The organism is Tardiphaga sp. 285_C5_N1_2, from assembly GCF_052076065.1.
In the GTDB taxonomy this organism is placed as follows: domain Bacteria; phylum Pseudomonadota; class Alphaproteobacteria; order Rhizobiales; family Xanthobacteraceae; genus Tardiphaga; species Tardiphaga robiniae.
Map to the genome: position 1 here is coordinate 4,528,181 of NZ_CP197241.1, position 21,975 is coordinate 4,550,155.

General features: G+C 59.9%; 22 protein-coding genes. 11 read left to right on the forward strand and 11 right to left on the reverse strand.

The window, feature by feature from the left end:
- Positions 1-18 precede the first annotated feature (18 nt).
- The 5 genes from AB7951_RS21360 to AB7951_RS21380 form a co-directional block, all read right to left on the reverse strand.
- Positions 19-1,164, reverse strand: a complete 1,146-nt coding sequence (locus AB7951_RS21360; protein ID WP_175367535.1) for a helix-turn-helix transcriptional regulator — start codon at positions 1,162-1,164, stop codon at positions 19-21.
- Between the two features lie 45 nt (positions 1,165-1,209).
- Entirely contained in the window at positions 1,210-2,556 is a 1,347-nt protein-coding gene (locus AB7951_RS21365) for an HlyD family type I secretion periplasmic adaptor subunit (RefSeq protein ID WP_231077868.1), read from the reverse strand.
- An 11-nt stretch (positions 2,557-2,567) separates the two neighbouring features.
- Positions 2,568-4,304 carry a type I secretion system permease/ATPase gene (locus AB7951_RS21370; RefSeq protein ID WP_210269197.1) on the reverse strand — a complete coding sequence of 579 codons (1,737 nt, stop codon included), beginning with the start codon at positions 4,302-4,304 and terminating at the stop codon, positions 2,568-2,570.
- A gap of 62 nt (positions 4,305-4,366) precedes the next feature.
- A complete protein-coding gene (locus tag AB7951_RS21375; protein WP_439057424.1) occupies positions 4,367-5,776 on the reverse strand; it encodes a calcium-binding protein in 1,410 nt (469 codons plus the stop codon).
- A 922-nt stretch (positions 5,777-6,698) separates the two neighbouring features.
- Positions 6,699-7,760, reverse strand: coding sequence for a class I SAM-dependent methyltransferase (locus AB7951_RS21380; protein WP_439060437.1), 1,062 nt, complete (start codon positions 7,758-7,760; stop codon positions 6,699-6,701).
- 212 nt (positions 7,761-7,972) lie between these two features.
- On the opposite strand from AB7951_RS21380, the gene AB7951_RS21385 reads away from it, so the two are divergent.
- A complete protein-coding gene (locus tag AB7951_RS21385) occupies positions 7,973-8,890 on the forward strand; it encodes an alpha/beta hydrolase (protein WP_439057423.1) in 918 nt (305 codons plus the stop codon).
- A gap of 119 nt (positions 8,891-9,009) precedes the next feature.
- Here the strand turns inward: AB7951_RS21385 and AB7951_RS21390 are convergent, their stop codons facing one another.
- The gene (locus tag AB7951_RS21390; protein WP_439062409.1) at positions 9,010-9,195 is read right to left on the reverse strand and encodes a hypothetical protein; all 186 of its coding nucleotides are present in this window, start codon (positions 9,193-9,195) and stop codon (positions 9,010-9,012) included.
- A gap of 295 nt (positions 9,196-9,490) precedes the next feature.
- Here AB7951_RS21390 and AB7951_RS21395 point away from each other — a divergent pair, with 295 nt between their 5' ends.
- From AB7951_RS21395 to AB7951_RS21430, 8 genes are all read left to right on the forward strand, one after another.
- Positions 9,491-10,291: a FadR/GntR family transcriptional regulator gene (locus tag AB7951_RS21395; protein WP_439057420.1), complete on the forward strand. Its 801-nt coding sequence runs from the start codon at positions 9,491-9,493 to the stop codon at positions 10,289-10,291.
- Complete coding sequence (locus tag AB7951_RS21400) at positions 10,281-10,778, forward strand: 2,4'-dihydroxyacetophenone dioxygenase family protein (RefSeq protein ID WP_244628405.1); 498 nt, start codon at positions 10,281-10,283, stop codon at positions 10,776-10,778. Before AB7951_RS21395 ends, AB7951_RS21400 begins: the two co-directional genes overlap by 11 nt.
- Positions 10,778-11,554 (forward strand): SDR family NAD(P)-dependent oxidoreductase, encoded by a 777-nt coding sequence (locus AB7951_RS21405; protein WP_439062408.1) that lies wholly within the window; start codon positions 10,778-10,780, stop codon positions 11,552-11,554. Before AB7951_RS21400 ends, AB7951_RS21405 begins: the two co-directional genes overlap by 1 nt.
- Positions 11,555-11,669: 115 nt before the next feature.
- Positions 11,670-12,491, forward strand: a complete 822-nt coding sequence (locus AB7951_RS21410) for an ABC transporter permease (RefSeq protein ID WP_309947350.1) — start codon at positions 11,670-11,672, stop codon at positions 12,489-12,491.
- The gene (locus AB7951_RS21415; RefSeq protein ID WP_184513946.1) at positions 12,488-13,294 is read left to right on the forward strand and encodes an ABC transporter permease; all 807 of its coding nucleotides are present in this window, start codon (positions 12,488-12,490) and stop codon (positions 13,292-13,294) included. The genes AB7951_RS21410 and AB7951_RS21415 overlap by 4 nt, the downstream gene beginning before the upstream one ends.
- A complete protein-coding gene (locus tag AB7951_RS21420) occupies positions 13,291-14,049 on the forward strand; it encodes an ABC transporter ATP-binding protein (RefSeq protein ID WP_439062407.1) in 759 nt (252 codons plus the stop codon). Before AB7951_RS21415 ends, AB7951_RS21420 begins: the two co-directional genes overlap by 4 nt.
- Positions 14,046-14,378 (forward strand): hypothetical protein, encoded by a 333-nt coding sequence (locus tag AB7951_RS21425; RefSeq protein ID WP_439062406.1) that lies wholly within the window; start codon positions 14,046-14,048, stop codon positions 14,376-14,378. The genes AB7951_RS21420 and AB7951_RS21425 overlap by 4 nt, the downstream gene beginning before the upstream one ends.
- Before the next feature lie 2 nt (positions 14,379-14,380).
- The gene (locus AB7951_RS21430; protein WP_093759258.1) at positions 14,381-15,436 is read left to right on the forward strand and encodes an ABC transporter substrate-binding protein; all 1,056 of its coding nucleotides are present in this window, start codon (positions 14,381-14,383) and stop codon (positions 15,434-15,436) included.
- Between the two features lie 125 nt (positions 15,437-15,561).
- Here AB7951_RS21430 and AB7951_RS21435 read toward each other — a convergent pair whose 3' ends face one another.
- From AB7951_RS21435 to AB7951_RS21455, 5 genes are all read right to left on the reverse strand, one after another.
- Positions 15,562-16,308, reverse strand: a complete 747-nt coding sequence (locus tag AB7951_RS21435) for an SDR family NAD(P)-dependent oxidoreductase (protein ID WP_439062405.1) — start codon at positions 16,306-16,308, stop codon at positions 15,562-15,564.
- Positions 16,309-16,442: 134 nt separating this feature from the next.
- On the reverse strand, positions 16,443-17,360 hold the full coding sequence (locus tag AB7951_RS21440; RefSeq protein ID WP_120288666.1) for an MBL fold metallo-hydrolase: 918 nt from the start codon (positions 17,358-17,360) through the stop codon (positions 16,443-16,445).
- A 142-nt stretch (positions 17,361-17,502) separates the two neighbouring features.
- Complete coding sequence (locus AB7951_RS21445; RefSeq protein ID WP_439062404.1) at positions 17,503-18,708, reverse strand: NAD(P)/FAD-dependent oxidoreductase; 1,206 nt, start codon at positions 18,706-18,708, stop codon at positions 17,503-17,505.
- A 122-nt stretch (positions 18,709-18,830) separates the two neighbouring features.
- The gene (locus tag AB7951_RS21450) at positions 18,831-19,160 is read right to left on the reverse strand and encodes a hypothetical protein (RefSeq protein WP_184513934.1); all 330 of its coding nucleotides are present in this window, start codon (positions 19,158-19,160) and stop codon (positions 18,831-18,833) included.
- Between the two features lie 101 nt (positions 19,161-19,261).
- Complete coding sequence (locus AB7951_RS21455) at positions 19,262-20,206, reverse strand: helix-turn-helix domain-containing protein (protein WP_439062717.1); 945 nt, start codon at positions 20,204-20,206, stop codon at positions 19,262-19,264.
- Positions 20,207-20,685: 479 nt separating this feature from the next.
- On the opposite strand from AB7951_RS21455, the gene AB7951_RS21460 reads away from it, so the two are divergent.
- Positions 20,686-21,420 carry a tetratricopeptide repeat protein gene (locus AB7951_RS21460; protein WP_439068755.1) on the forward strand — a complete coding sequence of 245 codons (735 nt, stop codon included), beginning with the start codon at positions 20,686-20,688 and terminating at the stop codon, positions 21,418-21,420.
- An 85-nt stretch (positions 21,421-21,505) separates the two neighbouring features.
- Positions 21,506-21,937, forward strand: a complete 432-nt coding sequence (locus AB7951_RS21465) for a hypothetical protein (RefSeq protein WP_439062402.1) — start codon at positions 21,506-21,508, stop codon at positions 21,935-21,937.
- Positions 21,938-21,975 lie beyond the last annotated feature (38 nt).

The following is a 21,975-nucleotide window of genomic DNA, read 5'->3' on the forward strand; positions in this document are numbered from 1 at the left end:
CGCGGGAACTCCACGATTTTACATGGATGAAGATGTGGTGATGTAGGGTGCCCCGGGCTGTCGCAACTTGAACGGTGAGAATGTTCGACTATGCAGAACGAAAAATTCCGATTGGCGATTGATTCCAACTTTCAGCATGACGCGTTTGATGTAAGTCCGTACGGTTTCTTCCGTGAAACCAAGTTCCAATCCGATGGCGCGTGGACAGCGCCCGCGGAGAATACAGCGAACAATCCGCGCCTCCACCCAACTCAAGCCAAACGCGAGAGCAATGCGCTGGGCACCGGCCTCCTCATTGAATTGAGGAACGTAGATGAGAGCAAGATTTGGATCGGTATTTCCAGGGATTGAACCGATCACAGCAAACAAAAATCGCTGCTCCTCTTGCGAGATGAGTACGGTCGATCCGACGTTCTTTTGGTTTAGATCCGGAATGATAGCGGCTCGAACAGCGTCCCTGAGCTGGGTGGTGATGAGGGGGGTCGATCCCGAGAGCGTACCACCATCGAGAGTGATGACACCTTCGCCGACAAGTCGCCGAAACCCGCTGTTCATGCTCCGAACGATCAGATTTTCGTCAATGGTCAGGGCGGGCGACTCAATGTCATCCAGCCACATTTGATGAGACTGCAATGTGGTCTTTGTCAGATCAGCGACCGCATCCCATAGGAGCTCGATCGCGCGCCTAGCGGTAGCGAATTCTGCATCAGGAATCTGCACCTGCCACCATCCCGCAATAAAGATGGCAGTATCCCCAGAGACCGTACATACACGTCCGATGACCGAGTGGTGCCCGTAGACCGGGCGCGTTCCGATCAGCCGGCGTGCAAACCCGTTTGGCGACGTAGACGACTGATATATGAAATTGCCGTCTCCGTTGAAAGTCTCCGAGATGGATCTCGCCAACGCTTCCGATGCGGGACTGGGCGCGGGTAATCCAACTGAAGTCTGATCGAGTAGATCTCCTTCTGGAGACAAGAACACAGCGTAGCAGCGTTTGCATTCGAGCAGTCGGGCTAAGGATCGCGCAAACCACAGGTTTTGTGGCGCACTGGAGTTGCGGCTGGGGCGGGGCAATGGATTCGCCGGAGTAGCTCGAAGCCTGAAGGCCAGTGAGCCGATGGTGTCAGAGCGGTCGTTTTCCTGTTGGTATCCTTGCTGCATAAATGCCTCCCAAAGAATTTGTGTGTTCAATATTCCGCCAAGGCGTCAACTCTCCCGGAAGGCACGGTGGACGCGTAGGCGCAGCGGCTGAATTAAGTACTCCGCAAATGTTCTTATGCCTGTTTCAACAAAGACTTCGACCGGAAGGCCGGGCTTCAAAGTCGTGAGATGAGGTTCGACCTCCGGTGATCGCTGCAAATCAATTTCTGCCATGTAGGATGTGACGCCGCTCTTCGTGTCAGTGAACGCATCCGCCGCGACAGCAGTCACCTGGCCTTCCAGCATGGGTCGGCGGCGAATGTTGAGGGCAATGATGCGGATACGAGCGTTCTGCCCCGCCATGACTTCCTCGCGATCCTGCGGCCGCAGGGATGCCTCGATGACGAGGCGATCCTCGATGGGCACGATCTCCATGAGTGTCTCTCGAGGCGCTAACACAGTGTTCAATTCCCTGCTGTTGAGGCGAACAACCCGTCCCGACTCCGGTGCGCGTAAATCAGTCCGCGCCAGTTGTTCACGCAATGCGCCAATCCGATGTCTGAGATCGCCGATCGATTCTCGCGTTGCGTGACTCTGTTTTGCGATATCCTGACTTTGGTTGAGACCCAGCTGTTTTCCACGATCGACGAGTTCTGCGATTTTCCCGCGTGTTTCTGCTTGCTGGGTCAGATTGCGCGTGAGTTGGGCCTGCATGTCCGCTTCCGCCCTCTTCAACGCAAGTACGCGTGGCTTTCGTGCGAGCCCTTTTTCCAATAGCGATGCTGTATCTCGTATTTCTTCCTGAAGAAACTGAAGTTGCTCTTGCAGGCTTGTCCTGCTGTTTTCGAGGCCATGGGCCGTTTCCATGAGTTGTCGGGTCTGCTGATCGATCAATTTCCGCTCGCCGGTCAATGCACTTGATCGCGTCGCGAACTCCGTCTCCTGGGTCTGAATTGCCGTCTTTGCTTCGGGGCGAGGAGAATTCCGTAATTCGTCAGGAAATGAAATAGCGGTGGACTGCATTTGTTCAGCGAGTAACCGTGCATCCAGCGAGAGATCAGCAAACAATTTTGTCTCTAATACGCCAAGGCTTCCCTCAACTTGGGTCGTATCGAGTTTTGCAACGATCTGACCGGCCTCGACTTGCTCGTTCTCGCGGACATAAATGGTCTTCAATATCCCACCGTCGAAATGTTGCACCGCCTTCCGCTTGGATTGGACCTTTATGATACCGGGAGCGATGACGGCGCTGCGCAGCGGGACGAATGTAGCCCAAAGGCCGAATCCGCCGAATTGAATCGCTAAAAGGAAGGCTCCCCATTTTATGAGTCGTCGGGCATCGGACCTGGGTTTCTCCAGGATTTCGTGGCTGCTCGTTGCACCGAGTAAAAGTTCGTGGACGTGAGTTGTCACAATTCCTGCTCCTAGCCAGATAGCAGTTGCGGGCGCTCGGGCTGACGCGGACCCCGGCGTGAAGGGAGCCCCGCTGTGTTGCTGGGTAGAACTTCCGAAACGGGACCGAAGGCGACCTGCGTGCCGTCGCGGAGCAGCAATACGTGATCCGCAATCGTCAGGAGGCGTGGCCGGTGGGTCACGATCAGGAAGGTTGCGCCCTGCGATCGTGCGCTCAATATCGCAGTGCACAGCGCTGCCTCGCCATCCGGATCGAGATTTGCGTTGGGCTCGTCGAGCAGTATCAGTTTACGGTTGCCGAAGAAGGCTCGTGCCAAGCCGATGCGCTGTCGCTGGCCACCAGAGAGGCGATGACCGTCGCGACCGATCTGCGTTTGATACCCGGCCGGCAGTGCCAGAATCATCTGATGCGCGCCAGCCAGAGTTGCCGCCATGACGATATCTTCGTCGCGCGGGCTCTCCTCAAATCCCGAGATCGCTTCAGCAACGGTACCGGCGAGCAATTCGACATCCTGAGGAAGATAGCCGATGTAGCTTCCGAGCTGATCGGGGTGCCAGCTCTCCAGCAACGCGTTGTCGAGCCGGATTTCACCGACGCTGGGCTTCTCCAAGGCGGCCGCCATCCGCAAGAGAGTGGACTTGCCCGCGCCGGTCGGACCAACGACCACGACGATCTCGCTGGGCCTGCATCGGAAGGCAATACCTCTCAGGATCGAACGTCTCGCCTGCGGAATGGTGAAGCCGACACCATTGAGTTCCAGTAAGCCATTTGGGGCAGTGAGGCGGGTCCGATGAGGTTGCTTCAACACCCATGTCGCCGCGGCGCTGACGCGTTTCCATGCCTCCTGCGCCGCGGTCACCCCGCGCCAGGCAGAGATAAGGCTCTCCATCGGTTGCAGGGTTCGGCTGACCATGATCGAGCTCGCGATCAGGCTGCCGGCGAGTACCTCGTTTTGCAGTACAAGCCAGGCACCACATCCGATAGATAGAACTTGCAGAGTAGACCTCACCATGCGTGCCGCCGATGCGATCGCGGCGACCCGTTCGCTGGCGCGAACGACAGGAGATAACGCCTCATCATTGGCGCGCATGAAGGCGTGGATGGCGCCTCCAGTCCAGCCCATGGCCCTGATGAAGTTGCCGTGTCGTACGATGCCATCCATTAGCATCTGACAACGTGCGGCCGCACCGCTCGCTTCATTGACCTCCGCCCGGGCAATACAGCTACTCACATATCCCATGATCGACAGAACGACCGCGCCAGTCAGCGCAATAGCGCCGTAGTAGGGATGGATGAGAAAGAGGATAAGTATGAAGACGGGAAGAAACGGGGCATCGACCAACGTAATGACAGCGCCGCCTGAAAAGAAGTTCCGTAGCTCCCGAACTTTCACCAGATCATGCGTCGAGCCTTCGCGGCGTCGCGCCGGATCGGCAATGGTTGCCTCCAGGATGAGCGGTGCGATGCGCTGTTCGAAGGTGACGGCGAACCGGCTGAGCAATCGAAATCGAATGACGTCGAAGAAGGCGCTGAAGATCAACGCCGCAATTCCGAGGGAGGTCAGGCCGATGAGAGTCTCGATGCTTCCGCTGCTGATGACCCGGTCGAAGACCTCGATGGAGTAGAAGGGTAACACAAGCAGAAGGATGTTGGCCGACACGCTGAAGACGACGACCCACACGAGCGTGGTTCGCCCTGGAACGGCGCTGACAACAGATTCTGCTCGGGCCGAGTGAGCCAGACGCATAGTGACTGCCTAATTGCGCAGAATGCGTAGGGCGGCAACGTGCCGCCCTACGTCGTCAATAATCAGACAACTTCGATAGCGGTGTAACCCGCTGCGTTATTTATGTCCTCGATCGAGGCATAGGGGGTTCCTCCGCCCGTAATGCCATCGAGGGTGATGGTTCCGAAGCCGAAATCCAGCGTGGTATTGGTACCATCGTCGTCGACGACCACCGTTGTCGGGTCATAGCCAGGCGCCGCATCGATGCTGATGGTGTCACCGTCAGCGAAACTAAGATCGGTAACTTCGTCATCACCGAAGTCCGCGCCCGTACCATCGCCAGCGTTGATCGCGTCGGTTCCGGCGCCTCCTGTAAGCACGTCATCACCGATACCGCCGTTCATCGCGTCAGCGCCGTTACCGCCGCTCAGCTCATCGTCGCCCGCCGCGCCGTTGAGCGTGTCATTTCCTGCACCGCCGGCCAGCGTATCGTCACCGTCGCCGCCTTCAAGCGCATCCGCTCCATTGCCGCCGGCAAGCGTATCGTCGCCTGCATCGCCGTTTAACGTATCGACGCCGGTGCCACCGGACAGTTCGTCTGCCCCGTCGCCACCACTAGCGACGTCATCGCCAGCGCCGCCTTCGATTGTGTCGTCACCGGCGTCACCTGCCAGCAGGTCGTTACCCGCACCGCCATCCATGACGTCGTCGCCCGCTCCACCATTAAGTGTGTCGTTTCCGGCGTCGCCGTTCATGATATCGTTCCCGTCATCGCCATTGAGGGTGTCGATACCATCGCCTCCGTTCATGGTGTCGTTACCGGCACCGCCATTCAGTGTGTCATCACCGAGACCGCCATTCACCGTATCATCACCCAGGCCGCCACTGGCGGTATCATTGCCGTCGCCGCCTTCCAGCGTGTCATTGCCGAGCCCGCCGGTCAGGGTATCGTCGCCGGCATCACCATTGATGGTATCATCGCCCACCCCGCCAGACAGGACGTCAGCACCATCACCACCATTCAATGTGTCATCGCCAGCAGCGCCTGCGAGTGTATCATCGCCTGCGCCCCCCGAGAGGACGTCATTTCCAGCACCGCCGTCGACGTTGTCATTTCCGTCGCCGCCATCGATCGTATCCGCCCCGGCGTTGCCGGAGAGATCATCATTCCCTGAGCCGCCATTGATCGTATCGTCCCCCGCGTCGCCGCTAGCCGTATCATCTCCAGCGCCACCGTCGATCGTATCAATGCCAGCGCCGCCACTGATCTGGTCGTTTCCGTCTCCTCCGAGAATGGAGTCGTCTCCCGCGTTGCCGTTCAAGGTGTCGTTGTCGACGCCACCATCGATCGAGTCGTTACCGGCTCCACCGTTGATCGTGTCATCACCGCCGAGGCCTGAGAGAGTGTCATTACCCGGGAGCCCATTGATCGTATCCGCAACTGGGGTTCCGTCCAGAATGTCGTCACCTGGTGTACCATTGATCAGTGCCATGATTGCCGCTCCATGATGATGTCGCGCTTCTAACGCGACTACGCTTCGCGCTGAACATAGATGCATGATCCTAGCTATCCCCTCGACAACCGGAGATCGCTGACACCGAGCGTGTCGATCGAGCGAATTTTGCGCAATCCCCAGGTGGGGACAAAATGCAGCGCGTGATAGGGAAAGCTATTGCGTAAATGTTCGCTCAGGATTCATCTGAAGGACAGCCCTGCTGCCGTAACTCAAGTTCGACAATAATGCTCTGAGGCCATGATTAAGCGCGTCGAGCGTGCAATCTGAAGATGAAGGGCAGAGCAGAACTCTAACTATCCGGTATTCTTACGGATTACAGAGTGCTCTCGCGCGTGGCTCGTGACGACTGCTCCATCTAGCCGAGTGCCTTCGTCTACTTCAGCCATAATCTCGTTAATCGTCTCAATAGGTCTTGCAGAAAGGAAGGATGACGCGAAGCTCATGTGCGTGAAACTGGCTTAACGCCAACAATGTGCAACGCCCGTCCCAAGTATATTATCCTGGAATCGATCTATCCTACGAGTGTCACATGTAATCGGCATCGTGTCGCACATCGACGAGCTGCTCGACCGCAACATCGGTGCCGGGTATCCAATTGGTCGATTTGAAGCCGCTCACGCATGCGGCAATCCCTTGCGACATTAAGATAGCTCACGTCCGCTTCTGGTGCCAAACCGACAATCGGTAACGGACGATGTCGGCCGCTTGCCATGAGCGAGACAAGACCTTTGTGGCGGTCAACTTACTCTGAACTACACTTTCGAGAGATTTTTGCAGCGGCTCCTTTTCGAATCTGCAGCGCTCCTGTCGACAGGTGACATCAATCCAGAGCGACGCAGCCCCTAGAAGCCGCATTTCCCGCGGCATCCGGGTCGCTCCGCACCGTCGATCTGATCGATCAAGCGCGCACTTCGAAGATCATATTGAAAGGCGTCTCAGTCGCGCGGCGAAAGCGCTTGAATCCTGCCTCAGTCGCGACCTGACGCAATTTGCTTTCACCTGCCTGGGCACCGAGCCCCAAGCCCACCTCCTGAGAGAGCGACGCAGGCGTACAAATGAATGTCGAGGCGTGATAGAAAATGGACCCGATCGGGTTGAGATTATCCTTGAGATTGTCATGAGCAAATGGCTCGACGATCATCCACGATCCGTCTTTGGCCAGTGTTTCCTTGACATGCTTGCCCGCACCAACGGGGTCGCCCATGTCATGCAGGCAATCGAAGAAAGCGACGAGATCGTAGTCTTTTGCCGGAAAATCCTTGGCACTGGCCTGCGCGAATTCAATTCGGTCTCCGACCCCCGCTTCCTGGGCCAGGACCTTCGCGCGATCGATCGAAGGTTTGTGGTAATCAAACCCGAAGAACCTGGATTTGGGGTACGCCTGCGCCATCACGATGGTCGAGGCGCCGTGGCCGCATCCGACATCGGCCACCTTGGCGCCAGCTTTCAGTTTGGCTTCGACGCCTTCGAGCGTCGGAATCCAGTTCGAAACCAGATTGGCGTTGTAGCCCGGCCTGAAGAAGCGTTCGGTGCCCGAGAATAGGCACTTCGAATGCTCATGCCAGCCAACGCCCTTCCCTGTTCGAAATGCTTCGGCAACCTTGGGTTCGTCGAGATAGGTGGACTGTACGACATCGAATGCACCGGCGAAGAAAGCTGGCGACCCCTCCTCGGCGAATGCCATCGCTTGTTCGGCCGAGAGCGAGAACGCGTTTTTTTCAGGGTGATAATCGATGTAACCAGAGGCGGCTTGGCCGGAGAGCCACTCGCGGACATAACGCTCATGCAGGCCGGTCTTCTTGGCAAGCGCCGACGGCGTGAAGATATCTCCATTCGCCATTGCCTTGTAGAGGCCGAGACGATCGCCGAGCAGTATACTGGCACCGCCAAGTGAAATGCCGAGGTCGTTGACCAGCTTTCCTACGAGTGCGTTCAGCTTTTCAGGATTTGGTTCACGCATTGCAGCATCCTCCACTTTGTGAAGAACAGCCCTCGCTCTAGTTAAGCACGACTGGCGAATTACAAGTGGGCGCCGAGCGCCACGCGATGTCAGATTCAGAATTATGCGGAATTGTCCGCTGCTGGCGCAATCCCCGCGTTCCCTCTAGACTTGCTTCTGCGAAGTTTTGAAATTGCCGCTCAATTTTCACGAATTTTCGGGGGAAAGTATCCTTGGCCGAAAGTGGGATTGCGAATATTCGCGCGGTACTGTTGTCAAAGCCCCGCCCGGTCGGGTGGGATCAGCGCCGGCAGCGACTTGACGAAGTCGGGTCGATCTGGCCGGTGGCCGACGATGTCGAGCTGCGGACTGTCGATTGCGGAAATGTCGCGGGGGAATGGTCCTTCTCACCGGGGGCAGATACGACGCGCGTGCTTCTGTATTTTCATGGCGGCGGTTTTTGTTCGGGATCAATCCTCAGTCATCGACGCCTCGTGACAGAGGCGGGGCGGGCTGCTGGCATAAGCACCCTGGCGATTGACTATCGGCTCGCGCCGGAAAACCCGTTTCCTGCCGCTCACGACGACGCGATGAGCGCTTGGCGATATCTGCGCCAGCAGGGCATAGACGCCAGCAATATCGTAGTTGGCGGTGACAGCGCTGGCGGCAATCTAACAATTACCCTCATCAACGCTTTGCGCGGAGCCAATGAAGAGTCGCCGGCATGCGCTTGGCTTATTTCGCCCTGGACCGATCTTTCAATGTCCGGGACGACGCTACAAAGCAAGGATCAGATCGATCCGATCATCCACCGTGGCTACCTTGAGGAACTGGCTGACGCCTTTGCTCCGGCATCGCTCGACCGCAGGAGCCCGTTTCTGTCTCCGCTGTTCTCGAACCTCATCGGATTTCCACCAACACTCATTCAGGTCGGGTCAGCCGAAACTTTGCTCGCAGACTCGACGCGTTTCGCGGAGGCTGCCGCAATAGCCAACGTCGCGACGACATTGGAGGTATGGCCCGATATGATCCATGCGTGGCCTCTGTGGAATGGCGGTCTTACAGACGCAAGGTTGGCGCTCAGGTCAGCTGGACAATTCATCAAGTATCAATTGTCTGATCTGGTTCAAATCAGTTCCAAGTCTTCGTGATTCATGATTCTTCACTCTGACATCGGAGGGAGTTCGCCGCATCGCAGGACATCAAGGCGCCATTCCCGCCACGACACTACGGACGGCACTGCGCGCATTCGGAAGGCGGCATCGCAACCTCAGCTCTGATGCGGGCCTTGCATGATTTTCATGGCATCCTTCACGTGGCGCCACTCGTTTGCTTCTTCCACCTGACCTTTTTGCTCGCATGTCAGTGCATTCTGAGCGGCATGAGCGATGGCCACGGGGCCGTGCCGATCAAGCATCTGCCGGGCGATGGTGTGGACTTGAGTTTCGGACATCATTTGCTTTCTCCTGATTTTCACGAGCCAAGGAGAACCGGTCCTGCTGTAACCGAACCGGCCCGGTGTCTCTGAAAACGGTGGAACAGCCAAACTCGTTCCCGGAAAAACAACCGGCCGCGCGCCGGCGGCCGGCCATCTATCGCGACCGCTTTGCCATGAATTTCAAACTCAAATTGCGATCGGACAAAGCATTGTGCGCCGCAAATCAATCATCCGATGTTAAACATCGGATGATTGCATTCGCTCTGAAAACGTGAGATACGCCACTGAGGAAACAAGCGGGGAAAGAACACTCGTGGCACGAAGTCCTACGAAATCGCTGGAGCGGGGAAGCAAGCCAGGCCGTATCAACTCGGTCTTGACCACGCTCGGCTGCGAAATCGCGCAGGATATTATCCCGATTGGCGCAACCCTCCCCCCGGAGCCGGAACTGGAGGCGCGCTTCGGTGTCGGGCGCGGCGTCATCCGGGAAGCGATCAAGACCCTCGCTGCGAAAGGAATGGTCAGCGTCCGTCCGCGTTACGGTACGCACGTCTTGCCGCGCCGCGACTGGAGCCTGCTCGATCGCGATGTGCTGGGATGGCTGGTCGGCGGCGGCGAACCGGACCGCGATCTTCTGATGGCGATTCAGGAAGTCCGACTGATCATCGAGCCGGCAGCAGCCGCGCTCGCGGCAACGCGGAGCACCAAGCAGGACAGGTTGCGCATCGAGGCCGCACTCGTCGGCATGGAAACCTCGCACGATCAGGAAAGCGCCATCAAGGCGGACAAGGCATTCCACCTCGCCATTCTAGATGCGACGCATAACCCCGTGTTGCAGGGTTTTCGCGGCGCCATCGATACCATTCTGAGCGCGGTGTTTCTTGTCGCGGTCGGCAGCCCCGGCTGGTTCGAAGACAATCTGCCAAACCACGCGGCCGCCGCGCGCGCGATCGCCGCCGGCGATGCAAAGAAGGCCAAGACCGCCATGGAGCAGGTGCTCGGCTACACGCAATTCAAGCTCTCGAAGCGTCGCGCGACTGCGCCGCCTGAAGGCATAACGCGGGTCTCAACCGCGACGGCGAAAAAAAGAAAGAGGAAGCCCCATGTATCGTGACATGATTGGATCGACGCACGTCCTTGCATCACCGGAAATCGCCGTCGTCGCTATTCCCGAGGACGAGCGCGTCTGGGTGCCGCAGGCGCCGGATGTCTGGTTTCGTCCGCTGATGCTGAACACACGACAGGGGCAGTGGTGCAATCTGCTGCGCGTGCGACGCGCCGGCGTATTATCGCGGCATCTGCATCCCAATCCGGTGCATGGCTTCGTGTTGCGCGGCAAGTGGTTCTACCGCGAACACCAGTGGGTGGCGACGGAAGGCTCCTACGTGTTCGAGCCTCCGGGTGAGATCCACACGCTGATCGTCCCAGAGGACGTTCCGGAAATGATCACCTTCTTCAACATCCAGGGATCGATGCTATATCTCGATGAGAATAACAAGCACGTCGGCTATGAGGACGTCTTCACCAAGATCGATATGTGCCGCGCCCACTACGAGTCCGTCGGCCTTGGCCGTGACTACGTCGACCAGTTCGTGCGCTGATGGCAGACGGTGCCAACATGATCGAGGAGATTCCGTCGGCCGCATGGGCGTCGATCTGGTACGCGGGAAAACGCGTGCTGGTGACGGGCGGAACGTCAGGGATCGGCGCGGGCCTCGCGCGCGGCTTCGTTGAGGCCGGCGCGGAGGTCATCGCGACCGGCGTGAATGCTGCGGAGATCGAGCGGGCACGTTCGGATTCGGTGTTGCGCGAGGCTCAGGCGCATCAGCTCGACGTTCGCGACGACAGCGCGATCAAGTCCCTTGTCGGCTCGCTCGGCGAGCTCGACGTGATCGTCAATTGCGCCGGCGTCATTCGTCGCAGCGAAGAACTCGACCCCGCGGTTTTCCAGTCGGTCGTCGATATCAATCTCAACGGCACCATGCGGATGTGCGCCGCCGCGCGGCCGCTGCTGGCACGCTCCAAGGGCGCGATCGTCAATCTGGCATCCATGCTGTCGTTCTTCGGCGGCGGTCTCGTTCCCGGTTATGCCGCCAGCAAGGGCGGTATTGCACAACTGACGAAATCGCTGGCGATCGCCTATGCGAATGACGGCATTCGCGTCAACGCGATCGCGCCGGGCTGGATCGCCACGCCGTTGACGACCGATCTGCAGGCCAGCCCGGAACGCAGTCAGGTCATTCTGGGGCGCACGCCGTTGGGCCGTTGGGGCAAGCCGTCGGACCTTCTGGGCGGCGTGCTCTATCTGTGCTCGCCGACGGCTTCTTTTGTGACGGGGACGATCCTCGTCATCGACGGCGGATATGCCGTGACGTGATCAGGCGGCGGCGAAGTGCCGCCGTTCGCAGACGAGATTTGAGTACTAAACTGCGTAGCCGAGAGCCTCGCAGATAAAAACAAAGCGGCCAGAACGCTGGTCAAAGGGAGGTCGCGTGCTCGTTGCGCCCGGTCAAAAAGTGCGGTCACGCGTCGCCTGGCGCGGCATGAACTCGCTGGTGGGCGCAGCCTTGTTCGTGGCGCCCTTGCTGGTGCTCGTCGCCATCTGGGCGATCGTGGTCCCGCTGTTCAATGTCAATCCGCGGATTTTTCCCTCGGTCGGCTCGGTGGCGGAAGCAGCGGTTGCCGCGATCGGCGATGGCTCGCTCATCCGCCACATCGGCGCGAGCATGCTGCGTGTGGGACTGGGCACGTTTCTCGGCGTGCTCGTCGCCGTTCCGCTTGGCATCGCCATGGGCGTGAGCCCTGCGGTCTCGGCATTTCTGACGCCGCTGTTTCGCTTCTTCTCTGTGCTTGCCGGCATCGCCTGGATACCGATCGCGACATTGTGGTTCGGCTACGGCTTCGGCGCCATCATCTTCGTGATCTTCAACGCCGTCTTCTTTGTGGTCGCCTACAACACGCTGCTTGGTGTCTCCACCATTCCGATGACGATCCGCAATGCCGCCGCCTCGCTCGGTGCCGGACGATGGGCCTTGCTCACCGAAGTGCTGCTGCCGGGTGCGCTCCCCAATATCGTGACAGGCGTGCGCACCGGGCTCGGCTTCGCGTGGCGCGGCCTGATCGCGGCGGAGATGATCGCGACCAATGTCGGACTTGGCTACATGCTGTTCGTTGCCCGTGACTTCTATCGCACCGAAGTGATCGTGCTCGGCATGATCGTCATCGGCGTGTTGTGGCTATTCATCGACCGGTTGCTGCTCGTTCCGCTGGAACGCGCGACGATCGAGCGATGGGGACTGGTGAGGCGCACATGAACATTGCACTGAAATTCTGGAGCGGTTACGTGCGCGCGACGCATCGGTGGCCGATTATCGCGACCATCGTGCCATTTATTCCCGTGGTGGCGATCTGGAGCATTGTCGCCAATTCAGGCATGTTTCCGCGCGCCTTCTTCCCGGCGCCGGTGGATGTGATGCGGTCGTTCATCTCCCTCACCTACAAGGGAATTTTGCCGGACTATCTGCAGGACAGTCTGATCCGGCTGCTGTTCGGCGCAACCATCGGCGTCGCGCTGGGTATTCCGCTCGGCATCCTGATCGGCTCCAGCCGCCTCGCACATCGCATCTGCTGGCCGGTGCTGCTGTTCTTTCAAGCCATCGGCGATATTGCGTGGCTGCCGATCCTGCTGATCTGGTTCGGCTTCGGCCTCACCACCATGACGTTCGTCATCGTCTACACCGTGCTGTTTCCGATCGTGCTGAGCACCGTGCTCGGCGTGCAGTCGGTACATCGCGATCTCGCACGTGCCGCCCAGAGCCTCGGCGCTTCGCCGATGCGGGTGCTGTGGGAAGTGACACTGCCCGGTGCATTGCCGAACATCATCACCGGCCTGCGTAATGGCCTCGGCTATGGCTGGCGCGCGCTGATCGCGGTGGAGATCATCGTCGGCACCAGCGGCATCGGATTCATGATGTTCGATGCACGTCGTGCCGGCTCAACGGTCGAGATCCTGCTCGGCATGATCGTTCTCGGCACTCTTTGGTACATCGTCGATGCCTGGATCCTTGCGCCGATCGAGCGCGCAACGGGCCAGCGGTGGGGATTGGTTACGTCATGAAAACACTGTCGCTGAAAAATCTTCGCAAGACCTATTTCGATCCCTATGCGGGATCGCAGGTCACCGCCGTCCACGACGTCTCGCTTGATGTCGAGCAAGGCGAATTCGTCTCCGTCGTTGGTCCCTCCGGTTGCGGAAAGACGACGATCCTGAACATGATCGCGGGCTTCATCCCCTATACGGGTGGTGAAATCCTGATCGACGGCAGTCTCGTCAAGGGACCGGGTCCGGATCGCGGCGTTGTTTTCCAGTCGTTCGCCCTCTTCCCGTGGAAGACGGTGCTGGAGAATGTCGGCTTCGGCCCGAAAATGCGGGGCGTGCCGAAGGACGAGCGCGACCGGACCGCGCGGGAATATCTCGCGCTCGCCGGCCTCTCGCATGCCGCGGATCGCTACCCGAATGAACTGTCCGGCGGCATGCAGCAGCGCGTCGGCGTCGTCCGCGCGCTGGCCAACAATCCGGCCGTGCTGCTGATGGACGAGCCGTTCGCCAGCGTCGATGCACAGACCCGCATGACACTGCAGGAAGAGCTGACGCGGATCTGGCAGGAGCGCAAGCCGACCGTCATTTTCATCACACACGATGTTGCCGAAGCCGTGTTTCTTGCGAACCGCGTCGTCGTGCTGTCCAAGGGCCGCGTGCTCGATCAGATCAAGGTCGATCTTCCGCGTCCGCGCGTCTGGGATCAACTGATCGAAGATGAAACGTTCAAGCGTCTGTCGGCGCAGGTGCTGCAAATGGTGCGGGCCGCATGAGCATCGCGCGAGATGTCATTCGTTCGACACGCGGGCGTGTGGTGCTCGCTGTCGTTGCCCTGTGGGCCGCGTTTCAGGGCTGGCTGAGCATCGAGGCGCCGGGCAAGATCTCCAAGGAGCTCGCCGGCGCGTCCGACAAGGTCAATATCCAGATCGATATGCCGTTTACGCCGGAGCGTTTTCACGTTCTGGCGTTTCAGAAGTATGGGCGGATCGCCGGAGCCGACGATCATTCCATCGGATTAAGGGGTGTGAAACGAACGGACCTCAACGCGGTTGCCCGGCCTTACTGGGTCACGAGCGTGGGGCCAATCAAGGAGGAGGACTGATTTTGAAACGCATATTATGGGCCTTAACTGCCGTGATGCTGGCTTGCGTGCCCGCACAATCGCAGACATTGACGAAACTGAATGTCGGCATGGTCAGCGCCATCGACATGCTGGCGATCCCGGTGGCGCTGGAGCGCGGTTACTTCGAGAAGCAGGGTCTCGATGTCACCATTGCGCGCCCCTACGCGACCGGCGTTGATGCGCTGAACGCGCTGCAGGCTGGCGAGACCGAGATCCTGCAGGTCGGCGTTCCGATGATCGGCGCCGTGTTGCGCGGCATGGATCTCGTAGCGCTCGGCAATTACAGCGGCAGCGCCACCAAGTCCGGTTCGGATGCGACAATGGCGATCATTGCCCGTGAGGGATCGGGCATCGTCAAGGGTGACCTCAAGAGCCTCAAGGGCAAGAAGATTGCGACCTCCTTCGGCACCATCAACCATCTCTATATCCTGGCACTGCTGGAAAAGGCGGGGCTCAAGCCCGACGACGTCCAGCTGGTCAACACGCCGCCACCGGATATGACGGTCGCGCTGCTCGCCAAGGGCATCGATGCGTTTTCCGGCTGGGATCCGTGGCCGATCATCGCGCAGAAGGACGTCCCCGGCGCCTTCGAAGTGATCCGCGGCGGTGATGTCATCGCCTATCTCGGCTATGTCGTCTCGCTTCGGTCCTGGGTCGAGAAAAATCCGGAATCGACGGAGAAATTCCTGGCCGCGACCTCACAGGCCGACCAGTGGATGCGCAAAAATCCCAAGGCCGCCGCCCAGATCGGCACCCGCTGGATTCCGGGCCTGAAGCCAGAGATCGCCGAAGCCGCAATGGAGTTTAATGTCCAGCAGCTTGATCGACGTCTTTCGGCCAACAGCTACAAGGCACTCTGGAGCGCGCAGGACCGGCTGCAGCGGCTGGGCGTGCTGAAGGCGACATTCGACGTCAACAAGAACATCGACGCCAAGCCGATGCTGAACGTCATGAAGAAGCATCCCGAACTATTCGCCGATCTGCCACCCATTCCGGCTGACGTCGCGCTCGGGCCGGACTTCACGTTCAAGCCCTGAATAAAGGAGGCGGTCTGCCCAATTGCGGACCGCCTTTCTTCTGATCGATGCATCATTCGAAAACACAAGCTAGCAGCTTCGTGCTTTTGCGACTGGCTCACGTTTACCCGCAACGCTAACTGCAACTAAGCCAGTCCCAGACCGCCATCAACAGCAACAACCTGGCCCGTCATCCATTCCGAAGCGGGACTCGAAAGCCTCACGATCCATTCCGCCAGATCGTCAGGAACGCCGCGCCGCCCGAGCGGTATGCGCGCACGCTCCTGTTCCTTGATTGCCGCAGCCTGTTCCAGGGAGAGCCCCATCATGCCAGTCAACGCGCCTGATTCCGTGGGCCCTGCCGCCACGGCGTTCACGCGTATGCCGAGTGGTGCAAGCTCCAGCGCCCAGCAGCGGGTCAATTGCTCCAAGGCCGCCTTGCTGGCGGCGTAATGAGACAGTCCAGCCACCGGCTTGTGACCGAAAGTGCTCGAGACATTAACGATCGTCCCCCGTGTCGCCCTTAGGTGAGGAAGAGCAGCAGAGGCGAGGAGACTTGGGCCGAGCACATTGACGGAAAAAATGTCCATGATCCGATCGGCTGTCGCGTCTGCCAGCGGAAGGATGGCACCTGCGCCCGCGTTGTTGACCAAGGCATCAACCCTGCCCCAAAGATCGACCGTCCTGGCGATTGTGCGCTTGGCATCTTCGGCGGAGGCTGCATCCGCCACCATGCCGGCTATGTTCGCATGCTCAGCAATCGTTTCTTCAATTGGGCCTAGGCGACGACCCGTTACGAACACCTTGTTGCCTTCCCTTGCGAAGCGCAGCGCCGCCGCCCTCCCTATGCCGGAGCTGCCGCCCGTCACAATCACGACCTTTTCACTCTGCATTTTCAATCTCCTTCTTGCCAAGATGACGCGGCTTGGCCCCACAACTCTGCAGTCCTTCTGAATCGGCGCTGCTAAAACCAGGGCGCGCACTCATTAGCGAAGAGAACGCGCCCCGGTCCTAACCCGGCAAACGATCAGTAGTCCCAGGAGATCGGAACCCAGCGAAACGCATCGCCATCGATCGCCACGTGACCGGCGGACGGGAATGGCAGATGGGTCGCGACCAACAATTCGCCTGTTGCCGCCAGCTCCCGCAACAGACGGGTCCGAACGCGCGCCGCTTCTTCGGGGTCGTGCTCGAAACCGTTGTGCCAATCGGGTTGGTCAAACCCGACCGTGAACACGGCGTCGCCGGCGAAGGTCAGCGCGTCACCGCCGGATGCCAGGCGGACGACACTGTGTCCGGGCGTGTGGCCGCCGGTCCGACGCACGATGACTCCCGGCGCCAGTTCGTGCTCGTCCGTGAATGTCCGAAAATGCTTTCCATATTCGGCCATGAACCGCTTGGCGGTTGCCCGCAGCGCGTCCGGGAATCCGGGCGGCATTTGGGTGTGAGAGAAATCGGGCGCTTTCCAGAATTCGACCTCGGCGGCAGCGACGTGGATCCGCAGATCCGAACGCAATTGATCCTTCACCCCTTCGACGAGAAGTCCGCCGATATGGTCCATATGCAAGTGCGTCAGCACGATATCGGTGACGCATGCGAGATCGATCTCGGCAGCTGCCAATCGCTGGATCAGTTGTCCGGCCCGCGGCAAATGCAGGTCCGGGTCCAATCCCAGCCCGGCGTCGACAAGAATGGTCTGCTCGCCACTCTGCACGACGACCACGTTCAGCGGCCAGTCGAAAGCGTCCGGCGGCAGGAACATGTCGCGCATCCAGGCGGCCCGGACGGCGGGGTCTGCGTTATGTCCCAACATGGAGGTTGGGAGTGGCAACACGCCATCGCTGACCACCAGCACGTCGATGTCGCCGATCTTCACCGCATAGCGCGAGGGGACCAGTTCGTTACGCCCCGACTTGACGGGGGCTGATGTCGTATCAAGGTTCATGTGTTTCTCCTTCTGGGTATTTTGCTGAGTGTCTTTCCGAGTTGCTTGAATCGTCTGTGTCATCTGTGGGTCCTCCTGGTTGATCGGTTGCGAGAGCTGGCCGCGCTCCTGCATGGAGCACGGTCCTTTCTTGTGTGAGGGGCTAGACTTCGGTCACATGCTCCGGATCGGCCGAGGCGAGAGCGGCGGCACGCTCGGGCTTCGGCGGATAAATCCAGACGGTGTTGATTTCCTTCTTGGTCTTCTTGGCGACGTCGCCAACCATCTCGACCTTGCGATCCCAGCCGCGCGTGAACAGTGCGCCGGCTTCACCGAGGTCAAGACAGGTGACGTAACCCTTCTGGTGATATGGCCTGGTCGCCATGCGCAACAATTCGGCGGCGGCATTGTTGCCGGCAAAGGCGCCCATCCGCGTCGCATGCTGGCACGACATCAGCGCGTAATTGCCAACATCGTCGCTGGCTGCCCTGGCAGCGTCACCGGTGGCGAAGACGCCAGGCACCGAGGGTACGCGCAAATCCCGGTCGACCAGCAGCCGGCCGAAATTGTCGCGCTCGGCGGGGATCTGCGTGGTCAGCGGAGCGGCGCGAATGCCTGCCGCCCAGATCACGGTCTCGGTTTCGATACGTTCGCCGTCGGACAGTGTGATCCCGGATGCATCCAGCGAGGCAACGCCGGCACCGAGCCGGGTCTCCACACCGAGCTTGCGCAGCGCCTCCTCGATGATGGGACGCGGACCCTCGCCCATGTCGGGGGCGATCGCACTGTTTCGTTCGACAATAATGACGCGCGGCTTGGCATCCTTGCCGAGGATCGTGCGAAGCCGCGCCGGGATTTCGGTCGCTGCTTCAATTCCCGTGAAGCCGCCGCCGGCTACAACGATGGTGTCGCGTCCGCTCGACGCCGGCCGGTTAGCCAGGCCGTGCAGATGCTTGTCGAGCGCGATCGCATCGTCGAGATTGTCGACGCTGAAGCCATGCTCGGCAAGACCGGGAATATTCGGACGGAACAACCGGCTTCCGGTCGCGACGACCAGCCGATCGTAGGAGAGCGACTGTCGCTTATTGTTGGCGGTCGCGACCTGCACCGTGCGGGATGCGGTGTCGATCGTCTCGGCGCTGCCTTTGATATAGACGACGTCGACGGCCTTGAGGACATCCAGCAAAGGCGCCGTCAAGGTTTCGGGCTTCGGCTCATAGAGCCGCGGGCGAATGACCAGTGTCGGCTCAGGTGCGACCAGCGCGATCTCGAGCTCTTCGGGCGAAACGCCCTTGATGTCGCGCAGGCGGGCTGCGGACAATGCGGCGTACATGCCGGCGAAGCCGGCGCCTATGATGACTATTCGCATGTGATGTTCTCCTTGGGTTTAAGTTGCTCGGCAGTACGCGCGTCACCGCCGCCGCTTCGCACCTGCGGCAAATTTGTTGCGATCAACGATGACGCGAAGAAGGGAAACGACGAGGTGAGCCCCTATGGAGGGGTACAATCCAGCATCGACGCCAGTTGCATGGGACGTTCACATTCGGCGCGGCAGATTCGCGGAACCAGCGGCCGGTCACGGTGAAAGATGATCGGCTGAGCGAACGTCAGCGGCCGGTCATTCAAAGCCTGGATGTCGTCGCTCACGATAATGGACAACGAAGGGGTGCTGTCTTGCGCGGTCTGCGCTGGCTTCTCGGCTTCTTCGCCCGTCGATGTCGTCAGTCGAATGGTCAGTGAAAGTCCATATATCAGAGAGCTCGTGACGACTCTCCGTCGCGGTATCATTGCAAGTGGGTCGACGAAGGTCTTCCAGGCCATTGTCTGTCTCCGTCCGTTATTGGCGTGGGCACGGTGATGATCTAGCTGATCGGATCTGCAACTGCCCCAGAGCGATTGTCGTACCTGTCGAGAGATTGCGGCTAACGCGTCCGTCGTCGCCAATCGCTTGGACTTTCGCCGGTCAGCTTCCTGAACGCCGCTGCGAAGGCTGTCTGCGAGGCATAACCAAGCGCCGCTGCCACCGACACGACCGATGCGTCGGTGTCGCGCAGCATGTTCATGGCCTGCTCGAGCCGGTGTTGGCGCAACCAGGCATGTGGCGAAAGCCCGGTGCTTTCCTTGAAGGCACGGCAGAAGTGAAAGCGCGACAGGCCGGCATCCGAGGCCAGGGCGGAGAGAGAGACGTCCGTATCGCTGTCCGAGCGCAAACGTTCGATGGCACGTAGCAGCGTCTTCGGCGCCAGCCCGCCCATGGTCTGCTGGAACGTGGTTGGCGCGCCGGTGTGCGCAGCCAGCAGGCGCGTGGCCAGAAGATCCGTCACTTGCAGCCTGAACAGGGCATCCAGGGCCGCATTGCCCTCCAGGACGTCCGCCGCACTTATGAGCAACCGCGATGTGATGGGATCGGGATGCGCCGTTCGCTCCAGAAGGTCGCCAGGAGCGGCGATGTCGGCTTCGTGGGCAACGCGCTCGAGTATTCTGTGCGGAAGATAGAGCTGAACGACATCAACAGGTTTCGGAATATCCCATCGGGAGCTTGATCCTTCCGGAATGATGATCACAACACCGGGGCGAAACGTTCCAATCGCAACCGATCTTCCCGACCGCCGCTCCATGCGCTGCATCGAACCGTTGTAAGCCATGATGACGTGATGGGTCATGGGCTCGACGACGTCGTGCAATGGCTCATGTTTCCAGTGGGTGATTCCGGCACCGGAGGAATCCAAAGCCATATGAAATGGTGTGGTCCCGAGCACGCGGGACATCTCCGCACCGGCAGAAGGCCGCTCGGCATGGGACGGAGTTTCCTGGGGCGCCTCAGATGCGGCTGCCGGGTCATTCGAACGATCGTGAGGCTTGGTCATGGACGTGCACCCGCAGCAAGGGTTCGTGTGTGTCCGATGAGACCCGTACCGCCCATGACGATAATCCTCATGACTTTCCTCCGATTGTTCGGGCCATCCGTGGCCTTGCTCCTGAAAGCACTGCCAGAATGCGCGCGGACGGGCCGGAAAGCCTTGTAGGCACCTTGAATTGCCGTTGAGTTTTCCTTGGCTTCTTGTGCAATCGACGCGCGGACGTGCAGTTTTCATTCAAAAATGATTGCCTGGACGCCGATCAGCGCGAGCTCAAGCGAGGCGCCCGAACTCGTCGCTGCTGGACCGAAGCCGTTCGATCTGCTGCCCTTTCCGGTCCCGAACAATGACCCGAAGCGGAAACCGAGGATCCAATCATCGCTGATGAACTATTTGATCTGCGACCCCGACCAAGGGACAAATGAGCGTCCGGGGAATGGCGGTCGGGTATCCCGGCTGCTCCGGACAACGTGCGGAGACCACATGCGATGCAGATGCGCTTCTCAACATACCGGTTGTTCGCATGCATGGGCGTGGTGCTTCTCGCCGGGTTGCCGGGAGTGGCCGCCGCAGACGAGTCGGATTCCTGCATAAAGCTGTCGGATGACCTCGCGGTCGCGGGGTGCACGCGCACCATCGACTCGCACCAATACACGGGTCGAAGCCTCGCGCGGGTCTATGCGCGTCGCGGCGGGGCGTACCGGGCACAGGGCGACCTCACCCACGCCATGGCGGATTACAACGAGTCGATGCGGATCGATCCGACCTATCCGTCTGCCTACAACAATCGCGGCAACGCTTGGTACCACAGCGGAAAATTCGATCGGGCCATCGCGGACTATAACCAGGCGATCCAGCTCGATCCGAAATCAGGGCTCGCCTACGCCAACCGTGGCAGCGCCTGGGGCGCCAAGGGCGACTTCAACCGGGCCATCGTGGACTTCGACCAGGCGATCCAACTCGATCCGAAAGATGCTGAAGCCTACTACAACCGCGGCAGCGCCTGGAGGGGCAGGGGTGACCTCGATCGGGCCATCGCGGACTACGATCAGGCGATCCTGCTCGATCCGAAAGATACCAAAGCCTATTACAACCGCGGCATGGCGCGGGAGATGAAACGCAGTCTGCGAGAGGCATTGGCTGACTTCAAGATGCACGCTCAACTCGCTCCGTACGGCCAGAAGGCTCTGAAGCGCGTATCGAAAGAATTGAGCGCAATATGACGGGGCGGCGCTGACATGGCTTGATGTCTGGAAGCGGCACATTCCAAGCGTCATGCCTCCGAGGCCTCCCATTCCCGCACCACCGATGTCCCGCGTCTCGCGATGCCTGATCGACATCGGGCGCATGATCGTCGGCCTGATCGCGGCGATTATCATCGCGCCTTTGGCCATGGGAATTCTGCTGCAGCTCAGCCTTCGGCCCACCGGCGGACTCGCCGCGCATCTCGGCGCGGTCGTCACGACGGCTCTGCTGACTCTCGTTTTCGGCGTGGCGGGTTCGTTCAAGGCCACCGTTTTTATCGCCGTGCCTGGAATCCTCCTGGCGCGATGGGCCGGGATCATGTCGCCCGCGATGTGCATGATCGGCGGCGCCATCACCGGCGGCGGCTTCTTCGGCATCAGCGCCTCCGTTGGCTCGTCGCCGCCGACCGAATGGGGGCTGATCGGCGCAGCGGCGTGCGGCGGAAGCGTTGCGGCGCTCGCTTACTGGTGGCTGGCGGAGCGTCACATCCGGTGACCGTCGCGACACCGCCAATGAGAGCAATTGGCCTGTTT